This is a genomic window from Shinella yambaruensis (assembly GCF_050859155.1).
Lineage (GTDB): Bacteria > Pseudomonadota > Alphaproteobacteria > Rhizobiales > Rhizobiaceae > Shinella > Shinella yambaruensis.
Genome location: NZ_CP150641.1, coordinates 68,078 through 89,488, shown reverse-complemented (window position 1 = coordinate 89,488; position 21,411 = coordinate 68,078). Strand labels below are relative to the sequence as shown.

Below are 21,411 nucleotides of genomic sequence, written 5' to 3'. Positions count from 1 at the left end.
GCATGGCAACCGAAAGACACGATCCCGCCACCGGACGGGCCACCACCGGGCACGAATGGAACGGCATCGAGGAGCTGGAAACGCCGATCCCGCGCGTCGTCGTTTTCTTCCTCACCGTCACCACGCTCTTTGCCATCGGCTACTGGATCCTGATGCCGGCCTGGCCGCTCGGCGTCACCTACACCAAGGGCCTGCTCGGCATCGACCAGCGCGATGTCGTGACGCAGCAGGTCGAGGACGCCGCCGCGGCCCGCGCCGCCTGGACCGGCCGCATCGCCGGGGCGAGCCTTCAGGAGATCGCCGCGGACGACGGCCTGATGCGGCATGTGCGCGAGACCGGCCGAACGCTCTTCATCGACAATTGCGCCGTCTGCCACGGCACGCGCGGCACCGGCGGGCCGGGCTTCCCGAATCTTGCGGCGAAGGCCTGGCTGTGGGGCGGCGAACCGGAGACCATCGCCGAGACGATCCGCATCGGCATCAACGCCACCAACGAGGAGACGCGCGTCTCGCAGATGATGGCCTTCGGCCGCGACGGCATCCTCGACGGCACGCAGGTGCGCGCCGTCGCCGCCTATGTGCGCTCGCTCTCCGCCCTGCCGATGGGCGCGGCCGACAGGGCGCAGGTCGAGGCGGGCAAGGCGGTCTTCGCCGCCAATTGCGTCGCCTGCCACGGCGAGGACGGCCGCGGCAGCACGGAGGCCGGCGCACCCGACCTCACCGACGCCGCCTGGATCTACGGCAGCGACGCGCAGAGCGTCTTCACCTCGATCTATTCCGGCCGGCAGGGCCACATGCCCCACTGGGAAGGCCGCCTTTCGCCGGTCGATATCAAGCTGCTGGCGCTCTATGTCGGCACGCTGGGGGAGGACGGGCAATGAGCGGCGCGGCAAGCGAGGCGCGCCGGCCCGGGCGCATCAACTGGCGGATCGCCGCGTTCCTCATCGTCGCGGCGGGCCTTGCGCTCTTTGCCGGCGCCAATGCGCATCTCGTCCATGTCGCGCTGACGTCCCAGCCCGATTGCGTGCAACACCTGAAGACGGAAGGCCGGGACGGCGCGTATCGCGCCGCGCGGCCCTCCTGCTGAGAGAGGAAGGACATCATGGGAACGACCGACAAGACCGGTGGCGCGCCCGTGCCGCTCGCCGAACAGCGCCGCCGCCACCTGCCGGCCGGCGCGGCGCTCGGCTGGCTCGCCGCCGGCTGGCGCGACCTCTGGCGCAACCCGCTGCCGAGTCTCGCCTACGGCTTCGCCGTCTTCCTCCTGTCGCTGGCGGTGGTCTGGGGCCTCTTCCGCCTGGAGCTCGACTATATCCTCTTCCCCGCGCTTGCCGGCTTCATGGTGGTCGGCCCGCTGGTGGCGATCGGCCTCTACCGCAAGAGCCGGGACCTCGAGGAGGGCGTGACGCCGAGCCTTGCACGCATGATCTTCGTGAAAACCGAATCCGGCGCGCAGGTCTGGTATACGGGCGCGATCCTCTGCCTGCTGATGCTGGTCTGGATGCGCGCCGCCGTCATCATCTACGCGCTCTTCGTCGGGCTCCGGCCCTTTCCCGGCCTCGACCATGTCGTCGCCATGCTGGTCTCCACGCCGGAAGGGCTCGGCATGATCGTCGTCGGCACGGCGGTCGGCGGGCTCTTCGCCGCCTTCTCCTTCGCCATCAGCACCTTTGCCATTCCCATGCTGCTGGCGGAGAAGACGGACGCCTTCACCGCGATGGGCACGAGCATTTCGCTCACCTTCCGCAACCTGCCGGTCATGCTCGCCTGGGGCGCCATCGTGCTGGCGCTCACCGTCCTCGCCATCGCGACGGGGTTCCTCGGCCTGATCGTCATCTTCCCGCTGCTCGGCCATGGCACCTGGCACAGCTACAGGGCGATCCGATGAGAGGCCGCCCTGCCCCCGACCGCACCATCGTCATCGACGGCAAGCCGCTGCCGGAGGTGCTCGACGAAGCGATGATCCATGCCGTGGTGCACGGTTTCTATGACGGGATCCGCAAGGACGCGCTGCTCGGCCCGATCTTCGACGGCGCGATCGCGCCGGAGGAATGGCCGGTGCATCTTGCAAAGATGTGCGACTTCTGGTCTGCAACGCTTCTGCGCACCGACCGCTACGAGGGCCGACCCTTGCCGCCGCACCTTGCCATACCCGAACTCGGGGAACAGCATTTCCGCCGCTGGCTCACGCTGTTCCGCGCGACCGTCGAGCGGCTCTGCCCGCCCGAGGTCGCCGATCTCTTCCTCGACCGGGCCTTGCGCATCGCCCATTCCTTCCGCCTCGCCATCGCCTTCAGCCGCGGCGAGGATTCCCTGGCGGTCACGCCGATTTCGCGGGACGCAATCTCATGAGCGCAGCCGATGCCAGCCCCCTCGTCCTCAGCCGGGACGAAGCGGGAGAATTCCTCCTGCCGGCGGACATGCTCGCCGCGCGTTTCGGCTGGCCGACGCAGACGCTGCGCGACTACATGCGCCGCGGCCTCGTCGCCTCGCGCGTCGAGCGCGGCGAAGGCGAGGATGCCGGGCGCTGGCGGCTGTCCGTGCGCTGCGGCAACCGCCGCTGGCAGGCCGTCGTCGAGGCGGACGGCACGGTGGGCACGCAACGCGTCGAGGTGCTTTCCGCCGGGGCGCCGAAACCCTCGCGGTAAAGCAATTCCAGCAAAAGTGCGAAGTGGTTTTGCGTCCGGAATTGCGTAAAAACAAATAGATAGAGCGTTTTCGCGATTCGAGGAAAAGCGGAAATTCTCCAGGAGGACGGCCGGCCCCGTCAGTCGCCGAGCAGCTGGCGGTCGTCGCCGTCGCGCCGGCTGACCAGTTCCTCCTTGATGCTGCGCAGCGTCTTCATCGCCTTTGTCCGGTCGGCATAGGCGACGAGATTGGCCAGCATGTCGATGACCGCGAGATAGGCATAGCGCGTCGAGGTGGGCCGGAAGATGTTCTTGCCCTCCGGCAGCTCGACGGCGATCACCACATCCGCCGCCGCCGCGACGGGCGAACCGCCCTGCGTGAGGACGATGGTGGGGATGCCGCGCCGGCGCAGCAGTTCGAGGCAGTGGACGAGCGCCGGGTCGCGGCCGGTGAAGGAGGAGCCGAACACCACCGTGCCCGGCTGGGCGGCCGCGGAGATCATCGCGTTCATGTTGTGGTCGTTCGAGGCGTTGATGCGGCAGCCGAGCCGGAAGAGCCGGTTGTGCAGCTCGTTGACGATCATCGCCGAATTGCCGCTCGCCCCGAAGGCCTGGATGAAATCGGCGCCGCGCAGCAGGCGGGCCGCCATGTCGAGCGAGGCGAAATCGAGCTGGCGATGCAGCTGGAACAGGGCGTTCTGCGCCTTGGCGATGATGTCCTCGGCCACTTCCTCGGGCGTTTCGGTCGGCACTTCCGGCTTGACGTAACGCAGGCCCACATAAGTGAGCCGGGCAAGCTGCACCTTGAAGTCCGGATAGCCCTTGCAGCCGAGCCGGCGGCAGAAGCGCGTGACGGTGGGCGGCGACACCCCGGCGCGGTCGGCCAGCTCGCCGATCGACGAGTTGACGACGAAATCGACGTCGTCGAGGGCCAGCTGCGCCAGCTTGCGATCGAGCCCCGACAGCCGGCCATCCTCATCCGACAAGGCGTGAAAAAGGTCCATCGGCTGCTGCCTCCCCCTGCACGGCGCGTCGGTCCGGCGCGCGAATGAAAACGAATTTCTTGTTTGCCAGTCATAACACAGTGCCGGCACGCATCAATGGGCTTGGCGATCCGCGCCTGAAATTCGCCGGGCCGTTCCGGGGTGCCCTCCCGTCCTCCTGCACGGCACGGCCCGGGATCTCCAGGCACTAACGGCGGCGGCCGCCGGCGGCACGGCGGATTTTCACGAAGGGGCGGGTCGAGGCGGGTATCGCGACACGGATTTTCAGGCGGACGGCCTCGCTTTTTCAGAAAAATTTTTTCGCATGGAGGGAAAACCGACGGGAGGCGCGGAACAGAAGCCCACCATCGATGAAAATCAGCTCTCCCGAACACGGTGCTATTTTCACGTCTCCCCCGGTTTTCCAAGCTTCCTTCCGCTTCCCGCTCCTGCGCGTCGGTGCTGGAACGGATTGAAATCGATGCGGGATTCGGAGCGGCCGCCATGGGCCGCGCCGCATCCGCCGAAGCGCAAACCATGAAAATTTCTCCCATTTCCGCCCGACAAGAAAACGGATTACTCCATAACCTGTCGAATACTCTCCATCCATTGACTTTCCCCGAAATTATCGCATTATCGAGAAAACAAATTACATCGCTCCAGCGATGATCACTGACGGGAACTTTGCGATCCAACAGTACGGCGTCATGCCGTTCGGCCAGGCACCGGCGCGACAGGCGGCGGGCGATGACGGCCGGGCAGCGGCCGGCCTGGACGCCAGCGGAACGGACGCCCATGCGCATCTTCACGGCCTCGCTTGCCACCGAGACCAACACCTTCTCGCCCGTCCCCACGGACATGAACGCCTTCAAGGCCGCGTTCTATGCCGGCCCGGGCGAGCATCCCGACACGCCCACGCTCTGCTCCTCCGTCGTGCCGATCCTGCGCCGGCGCGGCCGGGCGGAAGGCTTCGCCGTCGTCGAGGGCACGTCCTGCTGGGCCGAGCCGGCCGGCCTCATCCAGCGCCGGACCTTCGAGACCCTGCGCGACCGGATCCTCGGCGAACTGCAGGCCGCCCTGCCGGTCGATGCGGTGGTGCTCGGCCTGCATGGCGCGATGGTGGCGCAGGGTTATGACGATCCGGAGGGCGACCTCCTGGAGCGGGTCCGCGCGATCGTCGGGCCGGACGTGCTGGTTGCCGCCGAGTTCGACCCGCACAGCCACCTCACCGCCCGGCGCGTCGCCAATCTCGACCTGATGGCGACCTTCCTCGAATTCCCGCACACCGACTTCGAGGAGCGCGGCGAGCATGTCGTCGAGCTCGCGCTGCGCACGCTGCGCGGCGAGATCCGCCCCGTCATCTCCACCTTCGACTGCCGCATGATCACCATCTACCCGACGAGCCGCGAGCCGATGCGCGCCTTCGTCGATCGGCTGAAGGCGATGGAGGGCAGGGACGGCATCCTCTCCATCTCCGTCATCCACGGCTTCATGGCCGGCGACGTCCCGGACATGGGCACGCGCATCGTCGTCGTCACCGACGGCGACAGGGCGAAGGGCGACGCGCTGGCGCAAAGGCTCGGCCACGAGCTCTACGGCCTGCGCCGCGAGGCGGCGATGCCGATGTTCGACACGGAGGCCGGGCTCGACCGGGCGCTTGCCGTGCGTGACGAACGGCCGGACATGCCCGTCGTCATCGCCGATGTCTGGGACAATCCGGGCGGCGGGGTGGCGGGCGATGCGACCTATATCCTGCGCCGCATGATGGCGCGGGGCTTTGACAATGTCGCGGTGGCGACCATCTGGGACCCGATCGCCGTCTCCTTCTGCCATGCGGCGGGGGAAGGCGCGGAGCTTGCATTGCGCCTCGGCGGCAAGTCGGGGCCGGAGGGCGGCGAGCCGCTCGACCTCCGGGTCACGGTCGAAGCCGTGTTCGATGCCGGCTGGCAGAGCTTCCGCAACAGCCGGGTGACGCTCGGGCCCGCGGCCGTGGTGCGCCCGCTCGGCACGACGATCGACATCGTGCTGATCACCAGCCGCACGCAGACCTACGAGCCCGACATCTTCGCCAACCAGGGCATCGACTTTACCAGGAAAGCCTTCCTGCTGGTCAAGTCCACCAACCACTTCCATGCGGGCTTCCAGCCGGTCTCCTCCGAGATCGTCTACGTCGCCGCGCCGACCTCCTACCCGACCGATCCGGCAACCACCGCCTATCGCAAGGCCAGTCTCGACCTCTGGCCACGCGTGGAGGATCCGCTCGGGCTTGAAAGCTGAACCACCCGCCGGACGGGAGCCGGCGCGGACATGAACCATGTGAAACCAGAGGGATACAGATGAAGAATGCACTTGCTCTCATGACGCTGGCGGCGGCGCTCGCCAGCACCAGCAGCCTCGCCATCGCCCAGACGACGGACGGCGTCCTGACCGTCGCGACCATCGGCGAGCCGCCGACGCTCGACGTCATGCAGACGGCGACCGACATCGTGCTGACCATCGACCAGCACATTTTCGAGACGCTCTACACCTATGACAACGAATGGCGTTCCGTGCCGCTGCTGGCGCTCGCCATGCCGGAGATTTCCGAGGACGGCCTGACTTATCGCATCCCGCTGCGCGAGGGCGTCAAGTTCCACGACGGCAGCGACCTCGACGCCAAGGACGTCACCGCCTCGCTGACGCGCTGGATGGCGGTCAACTCCAAGGGCAAGCAGGTCGCCGAAGTGGTGGAAAGCCTGTCCGAGGACGGGCCGAACACCGTCGTCGTCAAGCTGAAGTCGCGTTATGCCCCGCTGCTCGCCACCTTCTCGCAGGCCTCCGTCATCATGCCCTCGGAGAAGATCGCCGACACGCTGACCGAGTTCGTCGGCACCGGCCCCTATGCGCTGAAGGAGCGCAAGCCCGACCAGTATACCCAGCTCGTCCGCTTCGACGGCTACAAATCCCCCGAGGGCGAGCCCAGCAACTATGCCGGCAAGCGCGTGGCGATCGCCAAGGAGATCCGCTTCGTGCCGGTTCCCGACGCGAACACCCGCGTCGAGGGCCTGATCTCCGGCCAGTTCGACTTTGCCGATTCGCTGCCCGTCAGCGCCTATGAGCGCGTCGAGGCGAGCGGCAAGGCGAAGGCCGTGATCTACGAGAACACCGGCTGGGCCTCGCTCAACATGAACATGAAGGAGGGCCTGCTCACCCGCAAGGAGTTGCGCCAGGCCGTGCAGGCCGCGCTCAACCCCAACGACATGATGCTCGCCGCCTTCTCCGACGAGCGCTTCTTCAGCGTCGATGCCTCGATCTTCCCGAAGGGCTCGCTCTGGTACACCGAGGCGGGCGTCACGCGCTACGGCGAGGGCGACCCGGAAGAAGCGGGCAAGCTGCTTGCGGATGCCGGCTACGACGGCACGCCGCTGCGCCTGATGACCAGCCGCCAGTACGAGTTCCACTACAAGATCGGCGAGGTCGCGAAAGCCTATCTCGAAGCCGCCGGCTTCAAGGTCGACCTGCAGGTGGTGGACTGGGCGACCCTGACGACCCGCCGCGCCGACCCGAAGGAATGGGACATCTTCATCACCCATTCCAACTTCCCGGGCGACCCGACGACGATCAACACGATCACCGACAGCTATCCGGGCTGGTACGTCTCCGACCAGAAGGCCGCCGCCGTCGCCACCTACATGGACGCCGTGTCCGACGCCGACAAGCAGAAGGCCTGGGAGGGCATCCAGACCGTGATCTATGACGATGCGCCGCTCTTCAAGGTCGGCAATTTCAACGCGGTCACGGGCGTCGGCGCCGGCATAGCCGACTACACGCCGACCTACTGGCCGCATTTCTGGAACGTCACGCCGAAGCAGTAAGGGGGGTTATCATGGCAAGGATCGTCCGGGCACTGTTGAAACGGCTGGGGGGCATGGCCATCGTGCTCGCCCTCGTCGTGACGGTGGTTTTCGTCATCGTCCGCGTGACGCCGGGCGATCCCGCCGCCGTGATGCTGGGGTCGGACGCGACCCCTGAGGACATCGCCGAACTGCGCACGAAAATGGGGCTCGACGCGCCGCTGATCGCCCAGTACGGCCAGTTCGTGCTGGGTATAGTGCAAGGCGATCTCGGCCAGTCGATCTTCCTCGACCAGCCGGTGACATCGGCGCTCGCCGCACGGGCGGAGCCGACCTTCTTCCTCACGCTGTTCTCGATCCTGATCGCGGTGGCGATCGCGCTGCCGGTCGGCATCCTGTCGGCCGTCAAGCGCGGCACGCTGTTCGACCAGGTCGTGGTGACGCTGACCATGGTGGCGGCGAGCGTGCCGAGCTTCTGGCTCGGCCTCATGCTGATCCAGGTCTTCGCCGTCGGCCAGGGCTGGTTCCCCGCCTCCGGCTATGGCGGGCCGGATACGAGCTTCCTCGAGCGGCTGCATCATCTCGTGCTGCCGGCCGTGGCGCTCGGCATCGTCAATTCGGCGCTGATCACCCGCTTCACCCGCGCCGCCATGCTGGACGTGCTGGGCGACGACTATGTGCGCACCGCCCGCGCCAAGGGGGCGAGCGAGCGGCGCGTCATCCTGAAACATGCGCTGAAGAACGCCCTGATCCCGATCATCACCGTCATCGGCCTTTCCATCGCCATGCTGGTCGCCGGCGCGGTGGTGACGGAAACCGTGTTCGGCCTGCCGGGCGTCGGCAATCTCGTGGTCTCGGCCGTGCTGCGCCGCGACTATCCCGTCATCCAGGGCACGCTGCTCGTCGTCGCGGCGATCTACGTGCTGATCAACTTCATCGTCGACATGCTCTACATCCTCGTCGATCCGCGGGTGCGCCTATGATGACCGCTTCCCTCTCCATGCCGCTCGTTTCCAGCCTGCGGCGGCTCTTCCGCAACAAGGCCATCCTCATCGGCGCGATCATCCTTGCCGTCGTGCTCGTGGCGGCGGTCCTCGCCCCGTGGGTCGCGCCCTATGCGCCGAACAAGCTGTCGATCGTCAACAAGCTGAAGGCGCCGTCCCTCGCCCATGTCTTCGGCACCGACGAGTTCGGCCGCGACATCTTCTCCCGCGCCATCTATGCGGGGCGCATCTCGCTGCTCGTCAGCCTCGGCGTCGTCATCATCTCCACGGTGCTCGGCGTCATCCTCGGGGTCGCCGCCGGCTTCTTCCGCAAGCTCGACGCGCCGATCTCCCGGCTGCTCGACGCCATGATGTCCTTCCCGGACATCCTGCTCGCCATCGCGCTCGTCGCCGCGCTCGGGCCGTCGCTCACCACGGTCATCCTGGCGCTCGGCATCACCTATGCGCCGCGCCTTGCCCGTATCGTACGCGGCTCGACGCTGGTGCTGCGCGAATTGCCCTATATCGAGGCCGCCGTCGCCATGGGCCTGCCGACCTGGCAGATCCTGACGCGCCACGTCCTGCTCAACCTCGCCTCACCCATCCTCGTGCAGGCGACCTTCGTCTTCGCCTCGGCCATGCTGGCGGAAGCGAGCCTCTCCTTCCTCGGCGTCGGCGTTTCCACCGACATGCCGACCTGGGGCACCATGCTCGCCTCCGGCCGCGAATACATGAACAACGCGCCCTGGCTGATGGTGTTTCCGGGCCTTGCCATCGTCTTCTCGGTCCTCGCCCTGCAACTTCTCGGCGACGGGCTGCGCGATCTCGTCGATCCGCGCCTTGCGAAGGAAAGCTGACCATGACGGACACTGCAAAGCGACCGGTGCTCTCGGTCGAGAACCTGACGACCTCTTTCAAGACCGCCGAGGGCTGGCGCGCCGTCATCCGCGACATCAACGTCGAGGTGAATGCCGGCGAGACCGTCGCCATCGTCGGCGAATCGGGCTCGGGCAAGAGCGTCACCGCGCTCTCCACCATGCGCCTCCTGCCCGCCGGCCGGGCGCGCTGCGAGGGCCGCATCCTGCTCGAAGGGCGCGACCTGTTGCAGGCGAGCGAAGCCGAGATGCGCGCGGTGCGCGGCGGCGTCATCGGCATGATCTTCCAGGAGCCGATGACCTCGCTCAATCCGGTCTTCACCATCGGCAACCAGATCGCCGAGGCGCTGGTGCTGCACCGCGACCTCTCGTGGTCGGCGGCCGAGGCGGAAGCCTTGCGGCTGATGGAGCGCGTGCGCATTCCCGCCGCCAAAAGCCGGCTCAACGAATATCCGCACAAGTTCTCCGGTGGCATGCGCCAGCGCGTGATGATCGCCATGGCGCTCGCCTGCCGGCCGAAACTGCTCATCGCCGACGAGCCGACGACGGCGCTCGACGTGACCGTGCAGGCCGAGATCCTCCACCTGCTGCGCGAATTGCAGCGCGAGGAGAACATGGGCGTGCTCTTCATCACCCATGACATGGGCGTGGTGGCGGAGGTCGCTGACCGCACCCTCGTGATGTTCCGCGGCGACATGGTCGAGACCGGCCCGACGCCGCAGATCTTCGCCGCGCCCAAGGCGGTCTATACCAGGGCGCTGCTCGCCTCCATCCCGCGCCTCGGCACGATGGGCGACGCCGCCGCGCCCCGCCGCTTCCCGGATGTCGACCCCGCCACCGGAAAGGCCAGTGACGGCCGCGTGACGTCGCCCGTTCCGGGCGGCGTGACGCCGATCCTGAAGGTGGAAAAACTCGCGGTGCGCTTCGCGCTGCCGCAGGGGCAGATCCATGCGGTCGAGGGCGTCTCCTTCGACCTGAAGCCCGGCGAGACGCTGGCGCTGGTCGGCGAATCGGGTTGCGGCAAGTCCACCACCGGCCGCGCCATCATGCGTCTCGTCGATCCGAGCGCCGGGTCGATCACCGTCGACGGGCAGGATGTGGCCAAGGCCAGTTCCGGGGCGCTGCGCGCCATGCGCCGCACCTCGCAGATGATCTTCCAGGATCCCTTCGCCTCGCTCAATCCGCGCATCACCATCGGCTCGGCGATTGCCGAACCCATGCTGGCGCACGGCCTGATAAGCCGGCGCGAGGCGAAGGAGCGGGTGGCCGAGCTTCTGCAGCAGGTCGGCCTCTCGGCGGCGATGGCGGACCGGCATCCGCACGAATTCTCCGGCGGCCAGCGCCAGCGCATCTCGATCGCCCGGGCGATCGCCTTGCAGCCGAAGCTCATCGTCGCCGACGAGGCGGTCTCGGCGCTCGACGTGTCGGTGAAGGCGCAGGTCTCCAACCTCCTGCTCGATCTGCAGGAAAAGCACCGCCTCGCCTATCTCTTCATCTCGCACGACATGGCGGTGGTGGAGCGCGTCAGCCATCGCGTCGCCGTGATGTTCCTCGGCGAGATCGTCGAGATCGGCCCGCGCGCGGCGATCTTCGACAATCCGCAGCACGCCTATACGCGCCGCCTCATCTCCGCCGTGCCGATCCCCGATCCCGCCCGGCGCGGACAGCTCAACCCGCCGCTCAACGAGGAGATCAAGAGCCCGCTGCGCCCGCACGGCTACGTGCCGCCGAAGCGCGCCTACCGCGAGGTGTCGCCGGGGCATTTCGTCCAGGAGGCGGCGGCCTGACGCGTTCCAGGGAATCCTCCCAGCCTGCCCGCCGGTCGCGATCGCGCCGGCGGGCTTTTTTTGCGTTTGCCTACGGCTCTGCCCCTCACCCTAACCCTCTCCCCGCAAGCGGGGAGAGGGGACTTGCCCCACGAAAGAATATTGGCCGAGGAAACCGGCGCGGCATATCCCCTTCGCCCCGCTTGCGGGGAGAAGGTGGCCGGCAGGCCGGATGAGGGGCAAAGCACACGCGAAAGCCCCGATTTTTCCCGCTCCGCGCGAACCGTTGCACGGCCGCCTCAGGACGCATGCCTCGCGCCAGCCAGACCTGCAAATTAACCCTTTGTTAACCATTTCCTCGGTACACCGAAGCAACCGAAAATTAACGAAGATGACTGACGTGTTAACCCAACCACGGCCGATCCGCCTCAAGGGGCGATCCTTCCTCGCGCTTGCGCTGACCCCGGAGCTGCCCTTCGAGGACTGGCTGGTGCGGCTCGACGATCTGGCGGCACGCTCCGCCGGCTTCTTCCTGCGGCGGCCGGTGGTGCTCGATGTCGACGGGCTCGACATCGAGAAGGCGGAGCTTCGCGAACTCGTCGGCCAGCTGAGCGCCCGCAATGTGCGCGTCATGGGCATCGAGGGCGCGCGCTCCTCGCTGCTCGGCGCGGACATGCCGCCGGCTATGACCGACGGCCGCCCCGCGGCCGATATCGAGGAACCGGCGGCGGAGGAGCCTTTGAAGAAGGCCGGCAAGGCTGCGAAGGCCGAGAAGGCCGAGCCCGTCGAGACGGCCGCGGCGCCCACGAGCCCGCCGCCGATGCACACGGTACCGTCGATGGTCGTTGCGCGGCCGGTCCGCTCGGGCCAGTCCATCTTCTTTCCCGAAGGCGACGTCACCATCGTCGGCTCGGTCGCATCCGGCGCGGAAATCGTCGCCGGCGGCTCGATCCATGTCTACGGCCCGCTGCGCGGCCGGGCGATGGCCGGCACGACGGGCAACGCTTCGGCACGCATCTTCTGCCGCACGCTGGAAGCGGAGCTGATCGCCATCGACGGCTACTACAAGACGGCCGAGGACATGGAGCCGGAGCTGCGCGGCAAGCCCGTGCAGATCTGGCTGGAAGGCGAAGCCATCAAGGCGGCAACACTTGGCTGAACCGAAGGCGGTTCATAAAACGGAGAGGTCAATGGGCAAGGTAATCGTGGTCACATCGGGCAAGGGCGGCGTCGGCAAGACGACGTCGTCGGCCGCGCTCGGCGCCGCGCTGGCGCAAAGCGGCGAGAAGGTCGTGGTCGTGGATTTCGACGTCGGCCTGCGCAATCTCGATCTCGTCATGGGCGCGGAACGGCGCGTCGTCTATGACCTCGTCAACGTCATCCAGGGCGAGGCCAAGCTGACGCAGGCGCTGATCCGCGACAAACGCGTCGAGACGCTCTACCTGCTGCCGGCCTCCCAGACCCGCGACAAGGACAACCTCACGCCCGAAGGCGTCGAGCAGGTCATCGCCGCCCTGAAGAACGCCTTCGACTGGGTGATCTGCGACAGCCCGGCCGGCATCGAGCGCGGCGCGACGCTGGCCATGCGCCATGCCGACGTGGCGATCGTCGTCACCAATCCGGAAGTCTCGTCCGTGCGCGATTCGGACCGCATCATCGGTCTGCTCGATTCCAAGACGCTGAAGGCGGAGAACGGCGAGCGCATCGAAAAGCACCTGCTGCTGACCCGCTACGACGCCGCCCGCGCCGAGCGCGGCGACATGCTGAAGGTCGATGATGTCCTGGAAATCCTCTCGATCCCGCTGCTCGGCATCATCCCCGAGAGCATGGACGTGCTGCGCGCCTCCAATGTCGGCGCCCCGGTGACGCTCGCCGACGGCCGCTCGGCCCCGGCGCTCGCCTATTTCGAAGCGACGCGCCGCCTCAAGGGCGAAAGCCTGCCGGTCACCATTCCCGGCGACAAGCGCTCGTTCCTCGGCAAGATCTTCGGAAGGAAGGCGGCATGAACCTGTTCCGTTTCTTCTCCCGCGCCCAGTCGGCGCCGGCCGCGCGCGAGCGGCTGCAGGTGCTGCTCGCCCATGAGCGGGCCGCCACCGGCGACAGCGATCTCGTCAACAAGCTGCGCGACGAGATCCTGAAGGCGATCTCCAAGCACATGCAGGTGGACGACGAGAAGGTCTCCATCAAGATGGAACGCGGCGCGCAGGTCTCGACGCTCGCCGTCGACATCGAAATTCCCTTCGACGCCGGCAAGAAGGCGGCGTAAGGCGCCACCGGCAAGGCGAGATGGACGCCCGGCAAAAGCCGGGCGTTCGCCGTTTCAGGCGTCGCTCGCCGAGACGTAGAGCGCGGCGAGCGCCTCGAAGCCGGCCTGGTCTTCCGCCGTGAACCGGCCGGGCGACGGGCTGTCGAGATCGAGGACGCCGAACACCACGCCGTCGCGCACGAGCGGCGTGACGAGCTCGGAGCGCGAGGCCGCGTCGCAGGCGATGTGCCCCGGAAAGGCGTGCACATCCGGCACGAGCTGGCTTTTCCCCTCCGCCACGGCGACGCCGCAGACGCCCTTGCCGACCGGAATGCGCACGCAGGCGACCTTGCCCTGGAACGGACCGAGCACCAGCTCCTGCGGGCCTTTGAGGAAGTAGAAGCCCGCCCAGTTGAGATCGTCGAACGCGTCAAAGATCAATGCCGAGAGGTTCGCCGCATTGGCGACGGCATCGCGCTCGCCGTGCAGCAGCCCCTCGGCCTGGGCGAGCAGCTCGCGGTAGAAGGCGGGCTTGTCCGCGGCCTCTATTTTCCCGATCTCATGCATGGTCGTCCTCGCACATCATGGCTTCCTGGAACCGTCGATAGACCCGGACGCTTGACCTGGCAAGGATGGCGATGGAGACCGGCGCGCCTTCAGGCAGGCTAGACGCCGACGCGCTGCTTCCTGCGGCTGGCCTGCTGGTCGGCGGCCGCGGCGTTGACCTCGGCCCGCGCGCTCACCTGCGGCACGCCGACATCCCACCAGGCATCGCCCGGGGTCCAGGTGAAGGCGTCGGAGACGATGGTGAGGACGGTGGTGCGGTCGGTGCCCTTCGCCCATTCGACGGCCTCGCCGAGATCGGCGAGGCTGTCGACGCGGCGCGTCAGCGCGCCCATCGCCTCGGCATGCTTGGCGAAATCGACGGCGAAGGGCTCCTTGACGCGGCAATCCTTGATGAGGTTGTTGAAGCCCGGCGTGCCCTTGGCGTTCTGCAGGCGGTTGATGACGGCATAACCGCCGTTGTCGCAGACGATGAGGATCATCTTGTGGCCGGACAGCACGGTCGAATAGATGTCCGAATTCATCATCATGTAGGTGCCGTCGCCGATCATGACGATGGGCGTGCGGGTGGGGTCGGCCATGGCGGCGCCCCAGCCGGCGGCGATCTCGTAGCCCATGCAGGAGAAGCCGAATTCGCAGTCGAAGGTGTTCGGCGCCTTGACGCGCCAGTTCTTCATCACCTCGCCCGGCAGGCCGCCGGCGGCGGTGATCAGGAGGTCGCGCTCCCCGGCCTTCGCATTGACGATGCCGACGACCTGGGCATAGGTCGGCACCGGCGCATTGGTCGGCTTCTGGTAGCCGTCGAGCGCCTCGTTCCATCTGGCGAATTCCCGCCTGCCCTTCTCCGTCCAGCCGGCATCCGCCCTGTAATCGCCGATGGCGGCTTGCAGTTCGCCGACCGTCTCCAGCGCATCGCCGACCACGGCCACGGCGCGGTGCTTGCTGGCATCCCAGCGCGCCGCGTTGATCGAGACGAAGCGGGCGTCGGGCGAAAACGCGGTCCAGGAACCGGTGGTGAAATCCATGAGGCGCGTGCCGACGGCGAGCACCACGTCGGCCTCGCCCGCCAGCGCATTGGCCGAGGTGGAGCCGACGATGCCGATCGGGCCGACATGGGCCGGGTGGTCATGGGTGACGGTGCCCTTGCCGGCAATGGTCTCGCAGAGCGGGATGCCGTGCTTTTCGGCAAAGGCGGCGAGCGCCGTTTCCGCGCCCGAATAGCGCACGCCGCCGCCGGAGATGATCAGCGGGCGTTTTGCCGCCTTCAGCACGCGCACGGCCTCCGCGAGGCTGTCGCGGTCCGGCCGCGGGCGCGGCGCCTTGTGGACCGTCGGCGCAAAGAAGCTTTCGGGATAGTCCCAGGCGATCTCCTGCACATCCTGCGGCAGGGCCAGGAAGGCCGGGCCGCAATCGGCGGGGTCCAGCATGACGGCGACGGCCTGCGGCAGCGAGGCGATGATCTGCTCGGGATGGGTAATGCGGTCCCAGTAGCGCGTCACGGCCTTGAAGGCGTCGTTGACGGTGATGGTGGGATTGCCGAAATGCTCGACCTGCTGCATGACCGGGTCGGGCCGGCGGTTGACGAAGCTGTCGCCGGCCAGCAGCAGGACCGGCAGGCGGTTGGTGTGCGCGACGCCCGCCGCCGTCACCATGTTCAGCGCGCCCGGGCCGATGGAGCTGGTCGCCACCATGATCTGGCGGCGGCGCGTCGCCTTGGCAAAGCCGATCGCGGCAAGCGCCATCGACTGCTCGTTCTGGCCGCGCCAGGTCGGCAGCGTTTCCTTGACCGCTTCCAGCGCCTCGGAAAGGCATGTTACATTGCCATGGCCGAAAATGGCGAAGACGCCGGGAAACAGCGGCTCGCGCCTGCCGTCGATCTCGGTGAACTGGTTGCAGAGATAACGCACCAGGGCTTGCGCCATGGTCAGGCGGATGGTGGACATGGTAAACCTCCCTCGGCCGGCCTTTTCGCGCCGGCCACTGTCTGGAAACTTTTATTCCACATTATTGTTTATTGCAATACTTATTGCAACTCACGACGGCAGCGTGCAGTCCGCCCAGGCGCCGCCCGACTGGCTGGAGGCGAGCGCCGCCTCGATGAACTTCACGCCGAGCGCGCCGTCCACCACCGTCGGATAGGCGAGCAGTCCCTCGGGCAGGGTCCGGCCGAGACGGCGCGCCTCGATGGCGATGGCGAACTCCTCGTAGAGATTGCCCCAGGCGTCGCTCAGCGCCTCCGGATGGCCGCGCGGCATGTGCACGAAACGCGCCGCATGCGTGCCGATGCCCGCGCCCTCGCCGCGCGTCAGCACGCGGGCCGGCTCGCCGAAACGGCGGAAGTGCAGCAGCTCCGGCTCCTCCTGGTTCCATTCCAGGCTCGCCCTGTCGCCGAAGACGCGGATGCGCAGGCCGCAATGGGCGCCGGGCGCGACCTGCGAGATCATGATGGTGCCGGGAATGCCGCCCTCGTAGCGCACATGCATGAAGGCCGTGTCCTCCAGCGCCTTCGGCGGGCCGAGCGTGTGGAACTCCGCCCGCACGGCGGTGACCGGGCGGCCGCAGACGAAGGCGCCGAGATGGTGGCAATGGGTGCCGATGTCGCCGGTCGTGAAGGTGGGGCCGACAACGGCGGGATCGACGCGCCACTGGGCGCCGGCACCGGCCTCGCTCGGCGGGGTCAGCGCCCATTCCTGGAAATACTCGACATGCACCTGCTGCAATCTGCCGAGCGCGCCTTCCGCGATCATCTGGCGGGCCTGGCGCACCATGGCGGAGGCGGCATAGGCATAGGTGACGCCGAAGACGAGGCCCGTCTCCTTCTGCCGGCGCACCAGGTCGAGCGCATCCTCGAGCGTCGTCGTCAGCGGCTTGTCGCTGATGACGTCGATGCCCTTCTCCAGGAAGGCGACGGCGATGGCATGGTGGGAATTGTTGGGCGTGGTGATCGCCACGGCGTCGATGCCGTCCGGCCGCGCCGCCTCGCGCTCGGCCATCACGCGGTAGTCGGTATAGATGCGGTCCTCCGCAAGCAGCCAGTCGCGGCCGGATTCCTGCGCCACCTGCGGGCGGGACGACAGCGCACCCGCCACCACATCCCAGCGGCCCGAAAGCCGCGCGCCGCGCGCATGCACCTTGCCGATGAAGCTGCCCTGCCCGCCGCCGATGACGCCGAGCCGCAAACGGCGCCCGGCCAAGGGAAATTCCGCCATGCTCTCCTCCTCCAGATTCTGTCCCGTCCGAAACGGGCTTGCAAAAGCGCTCCCGGAAGAATTAATATTGACGAAATTTCATATGCGCAACTTTTTTTGCAAACCATCCATACATCCCGAGGAGGAACCATGACGAGGATCGCACTGCTCGGCTGCGGGCGCATCGGCAAGATGCACGCCGCCACCATCGCCCGCGCCGAGGGCGCGGCGCTTGCCGCCGTCTACGACCCGGTCACCGCCGCCGCCGGGGAGATCGGCCGGCGCTACGGCTGCCCGGTCGCCGCCAGCGCCGAGGAGGCGATCGCCCTTGCCGACGCCGTGCTGATCGCCACCTCCACGGCCACCCATGCCGACCTCATCGAGGCCACCGCGCGCGCCGGAAAGGCGATCTTCTGCGAAAAGCCGATCGACCTTTCGCTTGCCCGCGTCGTCGCCTGCCGCAAGGCCATCGCCGGCTTCGACCGGCCCGTCCAGATCGGCTTCAACCGCCGCTACGATCCCGGCCACCGGGCCGCGCGCGATGCGGTGCGCGCCGGCGAGATCGGCGATCTGCGGCAGGTGATCATCACCTCGCGCGACCCGGGCCTTGCCGCACGCGACTATCTCAAGGTCTCCGGCGGCATCTTCCGCGACATGACCATCCACGATTTCGACCTTGCCCGCTTCATGCTGGGCGAGGAACCCGCCGAGGTCTTCGCCACCGGCAGCACGCTCGTCGACCCGACGCTCGCGGAATTCGGCGACGTCGATTCCACGATGATCATCCTGCGCACCGCAAGCGGCAAGCTCTGCCACATCAACAATTCCCGCGCCGCCGCCTATGGCTACGACCAGCGCGTCGAGCTGTTCGGCGCGAAGGGCATGCTGATCTCCGGCAACCGGCGCGCCCACCAGGTCGAGCGCTTTACCGCGGCCGCCACCGGCGCGGGCGAGCCCTATCTCGACTTCTTCATCGAACGTTACGTCGAAGCCTTCGAGATCGGCCTGAAGTCCTTCCTGCGCTGCGTCGCCGCCAACGCTACGCCGGACGTGACCTTCGACGACGGCGAAAAGGCACTGGTGCTGGCCGAGGCCGCCATCCGCTCCAAGGCGGAAGGCCGCTTCGTCAGGGTCGATGAGATCACCGGCTGAAGGCCGTCCCAAAGCAACCCTGCCGAGCGCCGCATGCCTCTCTTTCGTCATGGGTCGGGTCAAGCCCGAGGATGACGGAGGAGAGGATGCAGAGCCGCTATGCGGTATTTCGACCTGCGTCCCGCCTTAGCCCTTGCGCCGCTGCCTGCCCGTGACCGTCGGGATCTCGGGCGAACCCTTCTTGTCCTCCTGCAGGAGGGCGGCGAGCGCAACGGCGATGGTCTGCGTCAGGCACATCGGCGCGGCGAGCGAGCGCGAGAAGGAATATTCGTCTTCCGGGATGGTGAAGAGCACGGCCGCGTTCTTGGCGAGCGGCGAGAGCTGGCTGTCGGTGATCGCAACGATGGGCGTGCCGGTCTCGGCCGCGACATCGGCGATCGTCACCACCTCCTTGGCATAGTGGCGGAAGGCGATGGCGACCAGCACGTCCTTCTTGCCCATCACCTTGGCCATCTCGGGCGCAAGGCCGCCGGCGGGGTCGAGCAGGATGACCCGGCACTGCAGCATGGACAGCACGTAGCGCAGGAACTTGGCGATCGGCTCGGAGCGCAGCTGGCCGGCGATGAAGATCGTGTTGGCGTTCTTCAGCGCGCGCGCCGCCTGCGACAGGCTCTCCTCCGTCGTGGTGTTCAGGAGCTCCTGCAGGGTGGCGATGTCGCGCACGACGAGATCGTGCAGGAAGCCGAGATTGCCCTTGCGCTTGGTCTTTTCCAGGTCGACGTCGAGCGCGCTGATGCGCTCGCGGTAGCCGGGCGCGGCCGTCGACAGGCGGCTCTGGAACACCGACTGGAGCTGCTTGAAGCCGGAAAAGCCGAAATGCTGGGCGAAGCGCACGAGGATGGAGGGATGCGCGCCGCACTGTTCGGCGATCGCGTTGATCGACTGCATCGCCACGACATTCGGGTTCTGCGTGATGAAGCGGGCGACCTGCTGGAAGCGGTCGGACAGGTTCGGATAGGCCTCGGTGACGATGTTGACGAAGGTCTCGTAGTTCGCCGTCTTCGGTGGCGGCTGATCGGACTGCTTTACCCTCGGCATACGGCCTACTCCCCGGATGGTACTGTCTCGGACCCGGGATGAGCCGGTGCCGGTCCATATTTGCACTATTGCATAAAACCGAAGTCTGCAACGCTCGCCCGGAAACGGCGCATCCCGCCATGCCCGGAGGCATGGCGGGAGGCCGGGAGGCGTGCTCCGGGCCTGCTTGTCAGTAGGGCGCGTCCGGGAAGTAGTATTCCGCGGCATTGTCCTTGGTGATCAGCGGGCTGCCGAGCACGTAACGGCCGTTGATCGGGGCCTGCGTCGCGTATTTCATCGTGACGAGCTCGATCGCCGGGATGATCAGCGTCGGCGGGTAGAAGATGTCGGCATCGACCATGTCGTGGCCGTCCATGACAAGCTTGATGACCTTGTTCATGCCCGAACCGCCGAGCACCGTGACGTTCTTGCGGTCGGCCTGCTTGATCGCCTCGATGGCGCCGAGCGCCGCGTCGTCGTCACCGGCCCACACGCCGTCGATCTCAGGGAAGCGCTGCAGGTAGTCCTGCATCACCTCGAAGCCCTTGTCCGGGTTCCAGTTGGCATATTGCATGTCGAGCACGTCGATCTTCGTATCCTTCAGCGCCGCGTTGAAGGCGTCGATGCGGATATTGTCGATCGCCGTCGGGATGCCGCGCATCACGACGATCTTGCCGCCGTCCGGGAACTTCTTCTTGAAGTATTCGGCGGCCGCCGTGCCGTATTGCGGGTTGTCGCCGCCGACATAGAGGTCCTCGATGCCCTCTTCCGCAAGGCCGCGGTCGACGGTGGCGATGAACACGCCCTTGGCCTTGGCGGCCTTGACCGGCTCGGTCAGCGGGTCGGATTCGAAGGGCAGAACGACGAGCGCGTTGATGTTGCGCGCCATCAGGTCCTCGATGTCGTTGACCTGCTGCGTGGCGCTCGACGAGGTCGCCAGCACGAAGTCGATGTTCGGGAAGGCTTCCTTCATCCGGTCGATCGTGCGCTTGGTGTGGTAGTTGAGGCCGCCCGTCCAGCCGTGCGTCGCCGCCGGGATCGAGACGCCGATGACGGCGTCGGCGGCAAGGGCGGGCGCCGCGAAGGCGGCAACGGCCACCGCACCTGCGGCGAGCATGGATTTCAGTCGATGGAACATTCACTTGTCTCCCTGTTGTGAAATGAAGCGTCAGCCCTGCGCCCGGTCGCGCTGCAGGAGCACGGCGATGATGATGATCGCCCCCTGGAAGGCGCCGTTGAGATAGGGGCTGACGAAGCCGGTGAGGTTGAGGATGTTGCTGATGAAGCCGAGGATCAGCACGCCGACGATGGTGCCCCAGATGCGGCCGAAGCCGCCGCTGAGCGCCGTGCCGCCGATGATGACGGCGGCGATCGCCTCCAGCTCCCACATGAGGCCGGTGGAGGGCGTGGCGGCGCCGAGCCGCGGCACGTAGATGACGGTGGCGACGGCGACGCAGAGGCCCTGGATGACATAGGTGAGGATGCGCACGCGGCTGACCGGGATCGCCGAATAGAAGGCGACGTGCCGGTTCGAGCCGATGGCGGCGACATGGCGGCCGAAGCGCATGCGGCGCAGCGTCAGCTCGCCGATGACGGCGATGACGGCGAGCACGATGATCGGCACGGCGATGCCGAGGACCTGGCCGTAATAGATCGGCCGCGCCGCATCGCGCAGCGAGAAATCGAGCGAGATGGAGCCGCCGTCGGCAAGCCAGGTGATGACCGAGCGGAAGATGCCCATGGCGCCGAGCGTGACGATGAAGGCCTCGACGCGGCCGCGCACGATCATGAAGCCGTTGATGAAGCCCGCGAAGGCGCCGATGGCCAGCGAGAAGAGGATGCCGGCGGCGACGAGCTGCCAGCCGTCGCCGAGCGTGGCGGCGGCCGAATTCATGAACATGATCGTCATGCCGGCGACGAGCGCCGAGAGCGAGCCGACCGACAGGTCGAGCCCGCCGGCCGTGATGACGAAGGTGGCGCCGACCGCGATGATGCCGATGATGGCGCTGCGGGTGAAGACGTTGGAAAGGTTCTCCGCGCCGAGGAAGCTGTCGCTCATCAGCGCGCCGACCAGCATCAGGAGGATGAGCGCGATGAGCGGGCCGGCGGCCCCGAACAGGCCGACGAGGGTGCGGCCCGGCGACGCGGCTGCGCTGCCGGCGGACGTGGCGGTGATGT

General features: G+C 67.3%; 21 protein-coding genes. 14 read left to right on the top strand and 7 right to left on the bottom strand.

Annotated features, from left to right (window positions below; translation table 11 throughout):
• The first annotated feature begins 2 nt into the window (after positions 1–2).
• From ccoP to WMC41_RS28210, 5 genes are read left to right on the top strand one after another with little or no spacing between them, the layout of a single operon-like run.
• Positions 3–881, top strand: coding sequence for a cytochrome-c oxidase, cbb3-type subunit III (gene ccoP, locus WMC41_RS28230; protein ID WP_432349777.1), 879 nt, complete (start codon positions 3–5; stop codon positions 879–881).
• Positions 878–1,087, top strand: coding sequence for a hypothetical protein (locus WMC41_RS28225; protein WP_244769067.1), 210 nt, complete (start codon positions 878–880; stop codon positions 1,085–1,087). The genes ccoP and WMC41_RS28225 overlap by 4 nt, the downstream gene beginning before the upstream one ends.
• A 15-nt stretch (positions 1,088–1,102) precedes the next feature.
• Positions 1,103–1,888 (top strand): DUF2189 domain-containing protein, encoded by a 786-nt coding sequence (locus WMC41_RS28220; protein ID WP_272808838.1) that lies wholly within the window; start codon positions 1,103–1,105, stop codon positions 1,886–1,888.
• Positions 1,885–2,352 (top strand): group III truncated hemoglobin, encoded by a 468-nt coding sequence (locus tag WMC41_RS28215; protein ID WP_244769065.1) that lies wholly within the window; start codon positions 1,885–1,887, stop codon positions 2,350–2,352. Before WMC41_RS28220 ends, WMC41_RS28215 begins: the two co-directional genes overlap by 4 nt.
• Positions 2,349–2,648 carry a DUF6522 family protein gene (locus WMC41_RS28210; protein WP_244769064.1) on the top strand — a complete coding sequence of 100 codons (300 nt, stop codon included), beginning with the start codon at positions 2,349–2,351 and terminating at the stop codon, positions 2,646–2,648. The genes WMC41_RS28215 and WMC41_RS28210 overlap by 4 nt, the downstream gene beginning before the upstream one ends.
• 119 nt (positions 2,649–2,767) lie before the next feature.
• Here WMC41_RS28210 and WMC41_RS28205 read toward each other — a convergent pair whose 3' ends face one another.
• Positions 2,768–3,631, bottom strand: coding sequence for a MurR/RpiR family transcriptional regulator (locus tag WMC41_RS28205; protein WP_244769063.1), 864 nt, complete (start codon positions 3,629–3,631; stop codon positions 2,768–2,770).
• A 774-nt stretch (positions 3,632–4,405) separates the two neighbouring features.
• Here WMC41_RS28205 and WMC41_RS28200 point away from each other — a divergent pair.
• From WMC41_RS28200 to minE, 8 genes are all read left to right on the top strand, one after another.
• Positions 4,406–5,887: a M81 family metallopeptidase gene (locus WMC41_RS28200; protein ID WP_432349776.1), complete on the top strand. Its 1,482-nt coding sequence runs from the start codon at positions 4,406–4,408 to the stop codon at positions 5,885–5,887.
• 59 nt (positions 5,888–5,946) lie between these two features.
• On the top strand, positions 5,947–7,464 hold the full coding sequence (locus WMC41_RS28195; protein ID WP_432349775.1) for an ABC transporter substrate-binding protein: 1,518 nt from the start codon (positions 5,947–5,949) through the stop codon (positions 7,462–7,464).
• A 20-nt stretch (positions 7,465–7,484) separates the two neighbouring features.
• A complete protein-coding gene (locus WMC41_RS28190) occupies positions 7,485–8,426 on the top strand; it encodes an ABC transporter permease (protein ID WP_244769148.1) in 942 nt (313 codons plus the stop codon).
• Positions 8,423–9,283, top strand: coding sequence for an ABC transporter permease (locus WMC41_RS28185; protein ID WP_432349774.1), 861 nt, complete (start codon positions 8,423–8,425; stop codon positions 9,281–9,283). Before WMC41_RS28190 ends, WMC41_RS28185 begins: the two co-directional genes overlap by 4 nt.
• Positions 9,284–9,285: 2 nt before the next feature.
• Positions 9,286–11,088, top strand: a complete 1,803-nt coding sequence (locus WMC41_RS28180; RefSeq protein ID WP_432349773.1) for an ABC transporter ATP-binding protein — start codon at positions 9,286–9,288, stop codon at positions 11,086–11,088.
• A 370-nt stretch (positions 11,089–11,458) separates the two neighbouring features.
• Complete coding sequence (minC, locus tag WMC41_RS28175) at positions 11,459–12,226, top strand: septum site-determining protein MinC (protein ID WP_432349772.1); 768 nt, start codon at positions 11,459–11,461, stop codon at positions 12,224–12,226.
• A 31-nt stretch (positions 12,227–12,257) separates the two neighbouring features.
• Positions 12,258–13,073 carry a septum site-determining protein MinD gene (gene minD, locus WMC41_RS28170; RefSeq protein ID WP_244769056.1) on the top strand — a complete coding sequence of 272 codons (816 nt, stop codon included), beginning with the start codon at positions 12,258–12,260 and terminating at the stop codon, positions 13,071–13,073.
• The gene (gene minE / locus WMC41_RS28165) at positions 13,070–13,333 is read left to right on the top strand and encodes a cell division topological specificity factor MinE (protein ID WP_064329066.1); all 264 of its coding nucleotides are present in this window, start codon (positions 13,070–13,072) and stop codon (positions 13,331–13,333) included. The genes minD and minE overlap by 4 nt, the downstream gene beginning before the upstream one ends.
• A 54-nt stretch (positions 13,334–13,387) precedes the next feature.
• Here the strand turns inward: minE and WMC41_RS28160 are convergent, their stop codons facing one another.
• From WMC41_RS28160 to WMC41_RS28150, 3 genes are all read right to left on the bottom strand, one after another.
• Positions 13,388–13,879 carry a GAF domain-containing protein gene (locus tag WMC41_RS28160; protein WP_432349771.1) on the bottom strand — a complete coding sequence of 164 codons (492 nt, stop codon included), beginning with the start codon at positions 13,877–13,879 and terminating at the stop codon, positions 13,388–13,390.
• 98 nt (positions 13,880–13,977) lie between these two features.
• Positions 13,978–15,819, bottom strand: a complete 1,842-nt coding sequence (gene iolD, locus WMC41_RS28155) for a 3D-(3,5/4)-trihydroxycyclohexane-1,2-dione acylhydrolase (decyclizing) (protein ID WP_432349770.1) — start codon at positions 15,817–15,819, stop codon at positions 13,978–13,980.
• A 90-nt stretch (positions 15,820–15,909) separates the two neighbouring features.
• On the bottom strand, positions 15,910–17,085 hold the full coding sequence (locus WMC41_RS28150) for a Gfo/Idh/MocA family protein (RefSeq protein WP_432349769.1): 1,176 nt from the start codon (positions 17,083–17,085) through the stop codon (positions 15,910–15,912).
• A gap of 129 nt (positions 17,086–17,214) precedes the next feature.
• Between WMC41_RS28150 and iolG the strand changes: the two genes are divergently transcribed.
• On the top strand, positions 17,215–18,216 hold the full coding sequence (iolG, locus tag WMC41_RS28145) for an inositol 2-dehydrogenase (protein WP_432349768.1): 1,002 nt from the start codon (positions 17,215–17,217) through the stop codon (positions 18,214–18,216).
• A 126-nt stretch (positions 18,217–18,342) separates the two neighbouring features.
• Here the strand turns inward: iolG and WMC41_RS28140 are convergent, their stop codons facing one another.
• The 3 genes from WMC41_RS28140 to WMC41_RS28130 all read right to left on the bottom strand — a co-directional run bounded on the left by WMC41_RS28140 (position 18,343) and on the right by WMC41_RS28130 (position 21,409).
• Complete coding sequence (locus WMC41_RS28140; RefSeq protein ID WP_244769051.1) at positions 18,343–19,254, bottom strand: MurR/RpiR family transcriptional regulator; 912 nt, start codon at positions 19,252–19,254, stop codon at positions 18,343–18,345.
• A gap of 169 nt (positions 19,255–19,423) precedes the next feature.
• Positions 19,424–20,371 (bottom strand): substrate-binding domain-containing protein, encoded by a 948-nt coding sequence (locus WMC41_RS28135; protein ID WP_432349767.1) that lies wholly within the window; start codon positions 20,369–20,371, stop codon positions 19,424–19,426.
• A 30-nt stretch (positions 20,372–20,401) separates the two neighbouring features.
• Complete coding sequence (locus WMC41_RS28130) at positions 20,402–21,409, bottom strand: ABC transporter permease (RefSeq protein ID WP_432349831.1); 1,008 nt, start codon at positions 21,407–21,409, stop codon at positions 20,402–20,404.
• Positions 21,410–21,411 lie beyond the last annotated feature (2 nt).

What these genes read in the sequence shown, in the direction of transcription:
- WMC41_RS28140 (WP_244769051.1), bottom strand. Translation starts at nt 19,254, where the DNA reads ATGCCGAGGGTAAAGCAGTCCGATCAGCCGCCACCGAAGACGGCGAAC.
- WMC41_RS28160 (WP_432349771.1), bottom strand. Translation starts at nt 13,879, where the DNA reads ATGCATGAGATCGGGAAAATAGAGGCCGCGGACAAGCCCGCCTTCTAC.
- minD (WP_244769056.1), top strand. Translation starts at nt 12,258, where the DNA reads ATGGGCAAGGTAATCGTGGTCACATCGGGCAAGGGCGGCGTCGGCAAG.
- WMC41_RS28215 (WP_244769065.1), top strand. Translation starts at nt 1,885, where the DNA reads ATGAGAGGCCGCCCTGCCCCCGACCGCACCATCGTCATCGACGGCAAG.
- minC (WP_432349772.1), top strand. Translation starts at nt 11,459, where the DNA reads ATGACTGACGTGTTAACCCAACCACGGCCGATCCGCCTCAAGGGGCGA.
- minE (WP_064329066.1), top strand. Translation starts at nt 13,070, where the DNA reads ATGAACCTGTTCCGTTTCTTCTCCCGCGCCCAGTCGGCGCCGGCCGCG.
- WMC41_RS28210 (WP_244769064.1), top strand. Translation starts at nt 2,349, where the DNA reads ATGAGCGCAGCCGATGCCAGCCCCCTCGTCCTCAGCCGGGACGAAGCG.
- iolD (WP_432349770.1), bottom strand. Translation starts at nt 15,819, where the DNA reads ATGTCCACCATCCGCCTGACCATGGCGCAAGCCCTGGTGCGTTATCTC.
- WMC41_RS28135 (WP_432349767.1), bottom strand. Translation starts at nt 20,371, where the DNA reads ATGTTCCATCGACTGAAATCCATGCTCGCCGCAGGTGCGGTGGCCGTT.
- WMC41_RS28205 (WP_244769063.1), bottom strand. Translation starts at nt 3,631, where the DNA reads ATGGACCTTTTTCACGCCTTGTCGGATGAGGATGGCCGGCTGTCGGGG.
- WMC41_RS28225 (WP_244769067.1), top strand. Translation starts at nt 878, where the DNA reads ATGAGCGGCGCGGCAAGCGAGGCGCGCCGGCCCGGGCGCATCAACTGG.
- WMC41_RS28195 (WP_432349775.1), top strand. Translation starts at nt 5,947, where the DNA reads ATGAAGAATGCACTTGCTCTCATGACGCTGGCGGCGGCGCTCGCCAGC.
- WMC41_RS28180 (WP_432349773.1), top strand. Translation starts at nt 9,286, where the DNA reads ATGACGGACACTGCAAAGCGACCGGTGCTCTCGGTCGAGAACCTGACG.
- WMC41_RS28200 (WP_432349776.1), top strand. Translation starts at nt 4,406, where the DNA reads ATGCGCATCTTCACGGCCTCGCTTGCCACCGAGACCAACACCTTCTCG.
- WMC41_RS28185 (WP_432349774.1), top strand. Translation starts at nt 8,423, where the DNA reads ATGATGACCGCTTCCCTCTCCATGCCGCTCGTTTCCAGCCTGCGGCGG.
- WMC41_RS28150 (WP_432349769.1), bottom strand. Translation starts at nt 17,085, where the DNA reads ATGGCGGAATTTCCCTTGGCCGGGCGCCGTTTGCGGCTCGGCGTCATC.
- ccoP (WP_432349777.1), top strand. Translation starts at nt 3, where the DNA reads ATGGCAACCGAAAGACACGATCCCGCCACCGGACGGGCCACCACCGGG.
- iolG (WP_432349768.1), top strand. Translation starts at nt 17,215, where the DNA reads ATGACGAGGATCGCACTGCTCGGCTGCGGGCGCATCGGCAAGATGCAC.
- WMC41_RS28220 (WP_272808838.1), top strand. Translation starts at nt 1,103, where the DNA reads ATGGGAACGACCGACAAGACCGGTGGCGCGCCCGTGCCGCTCGCCGAA.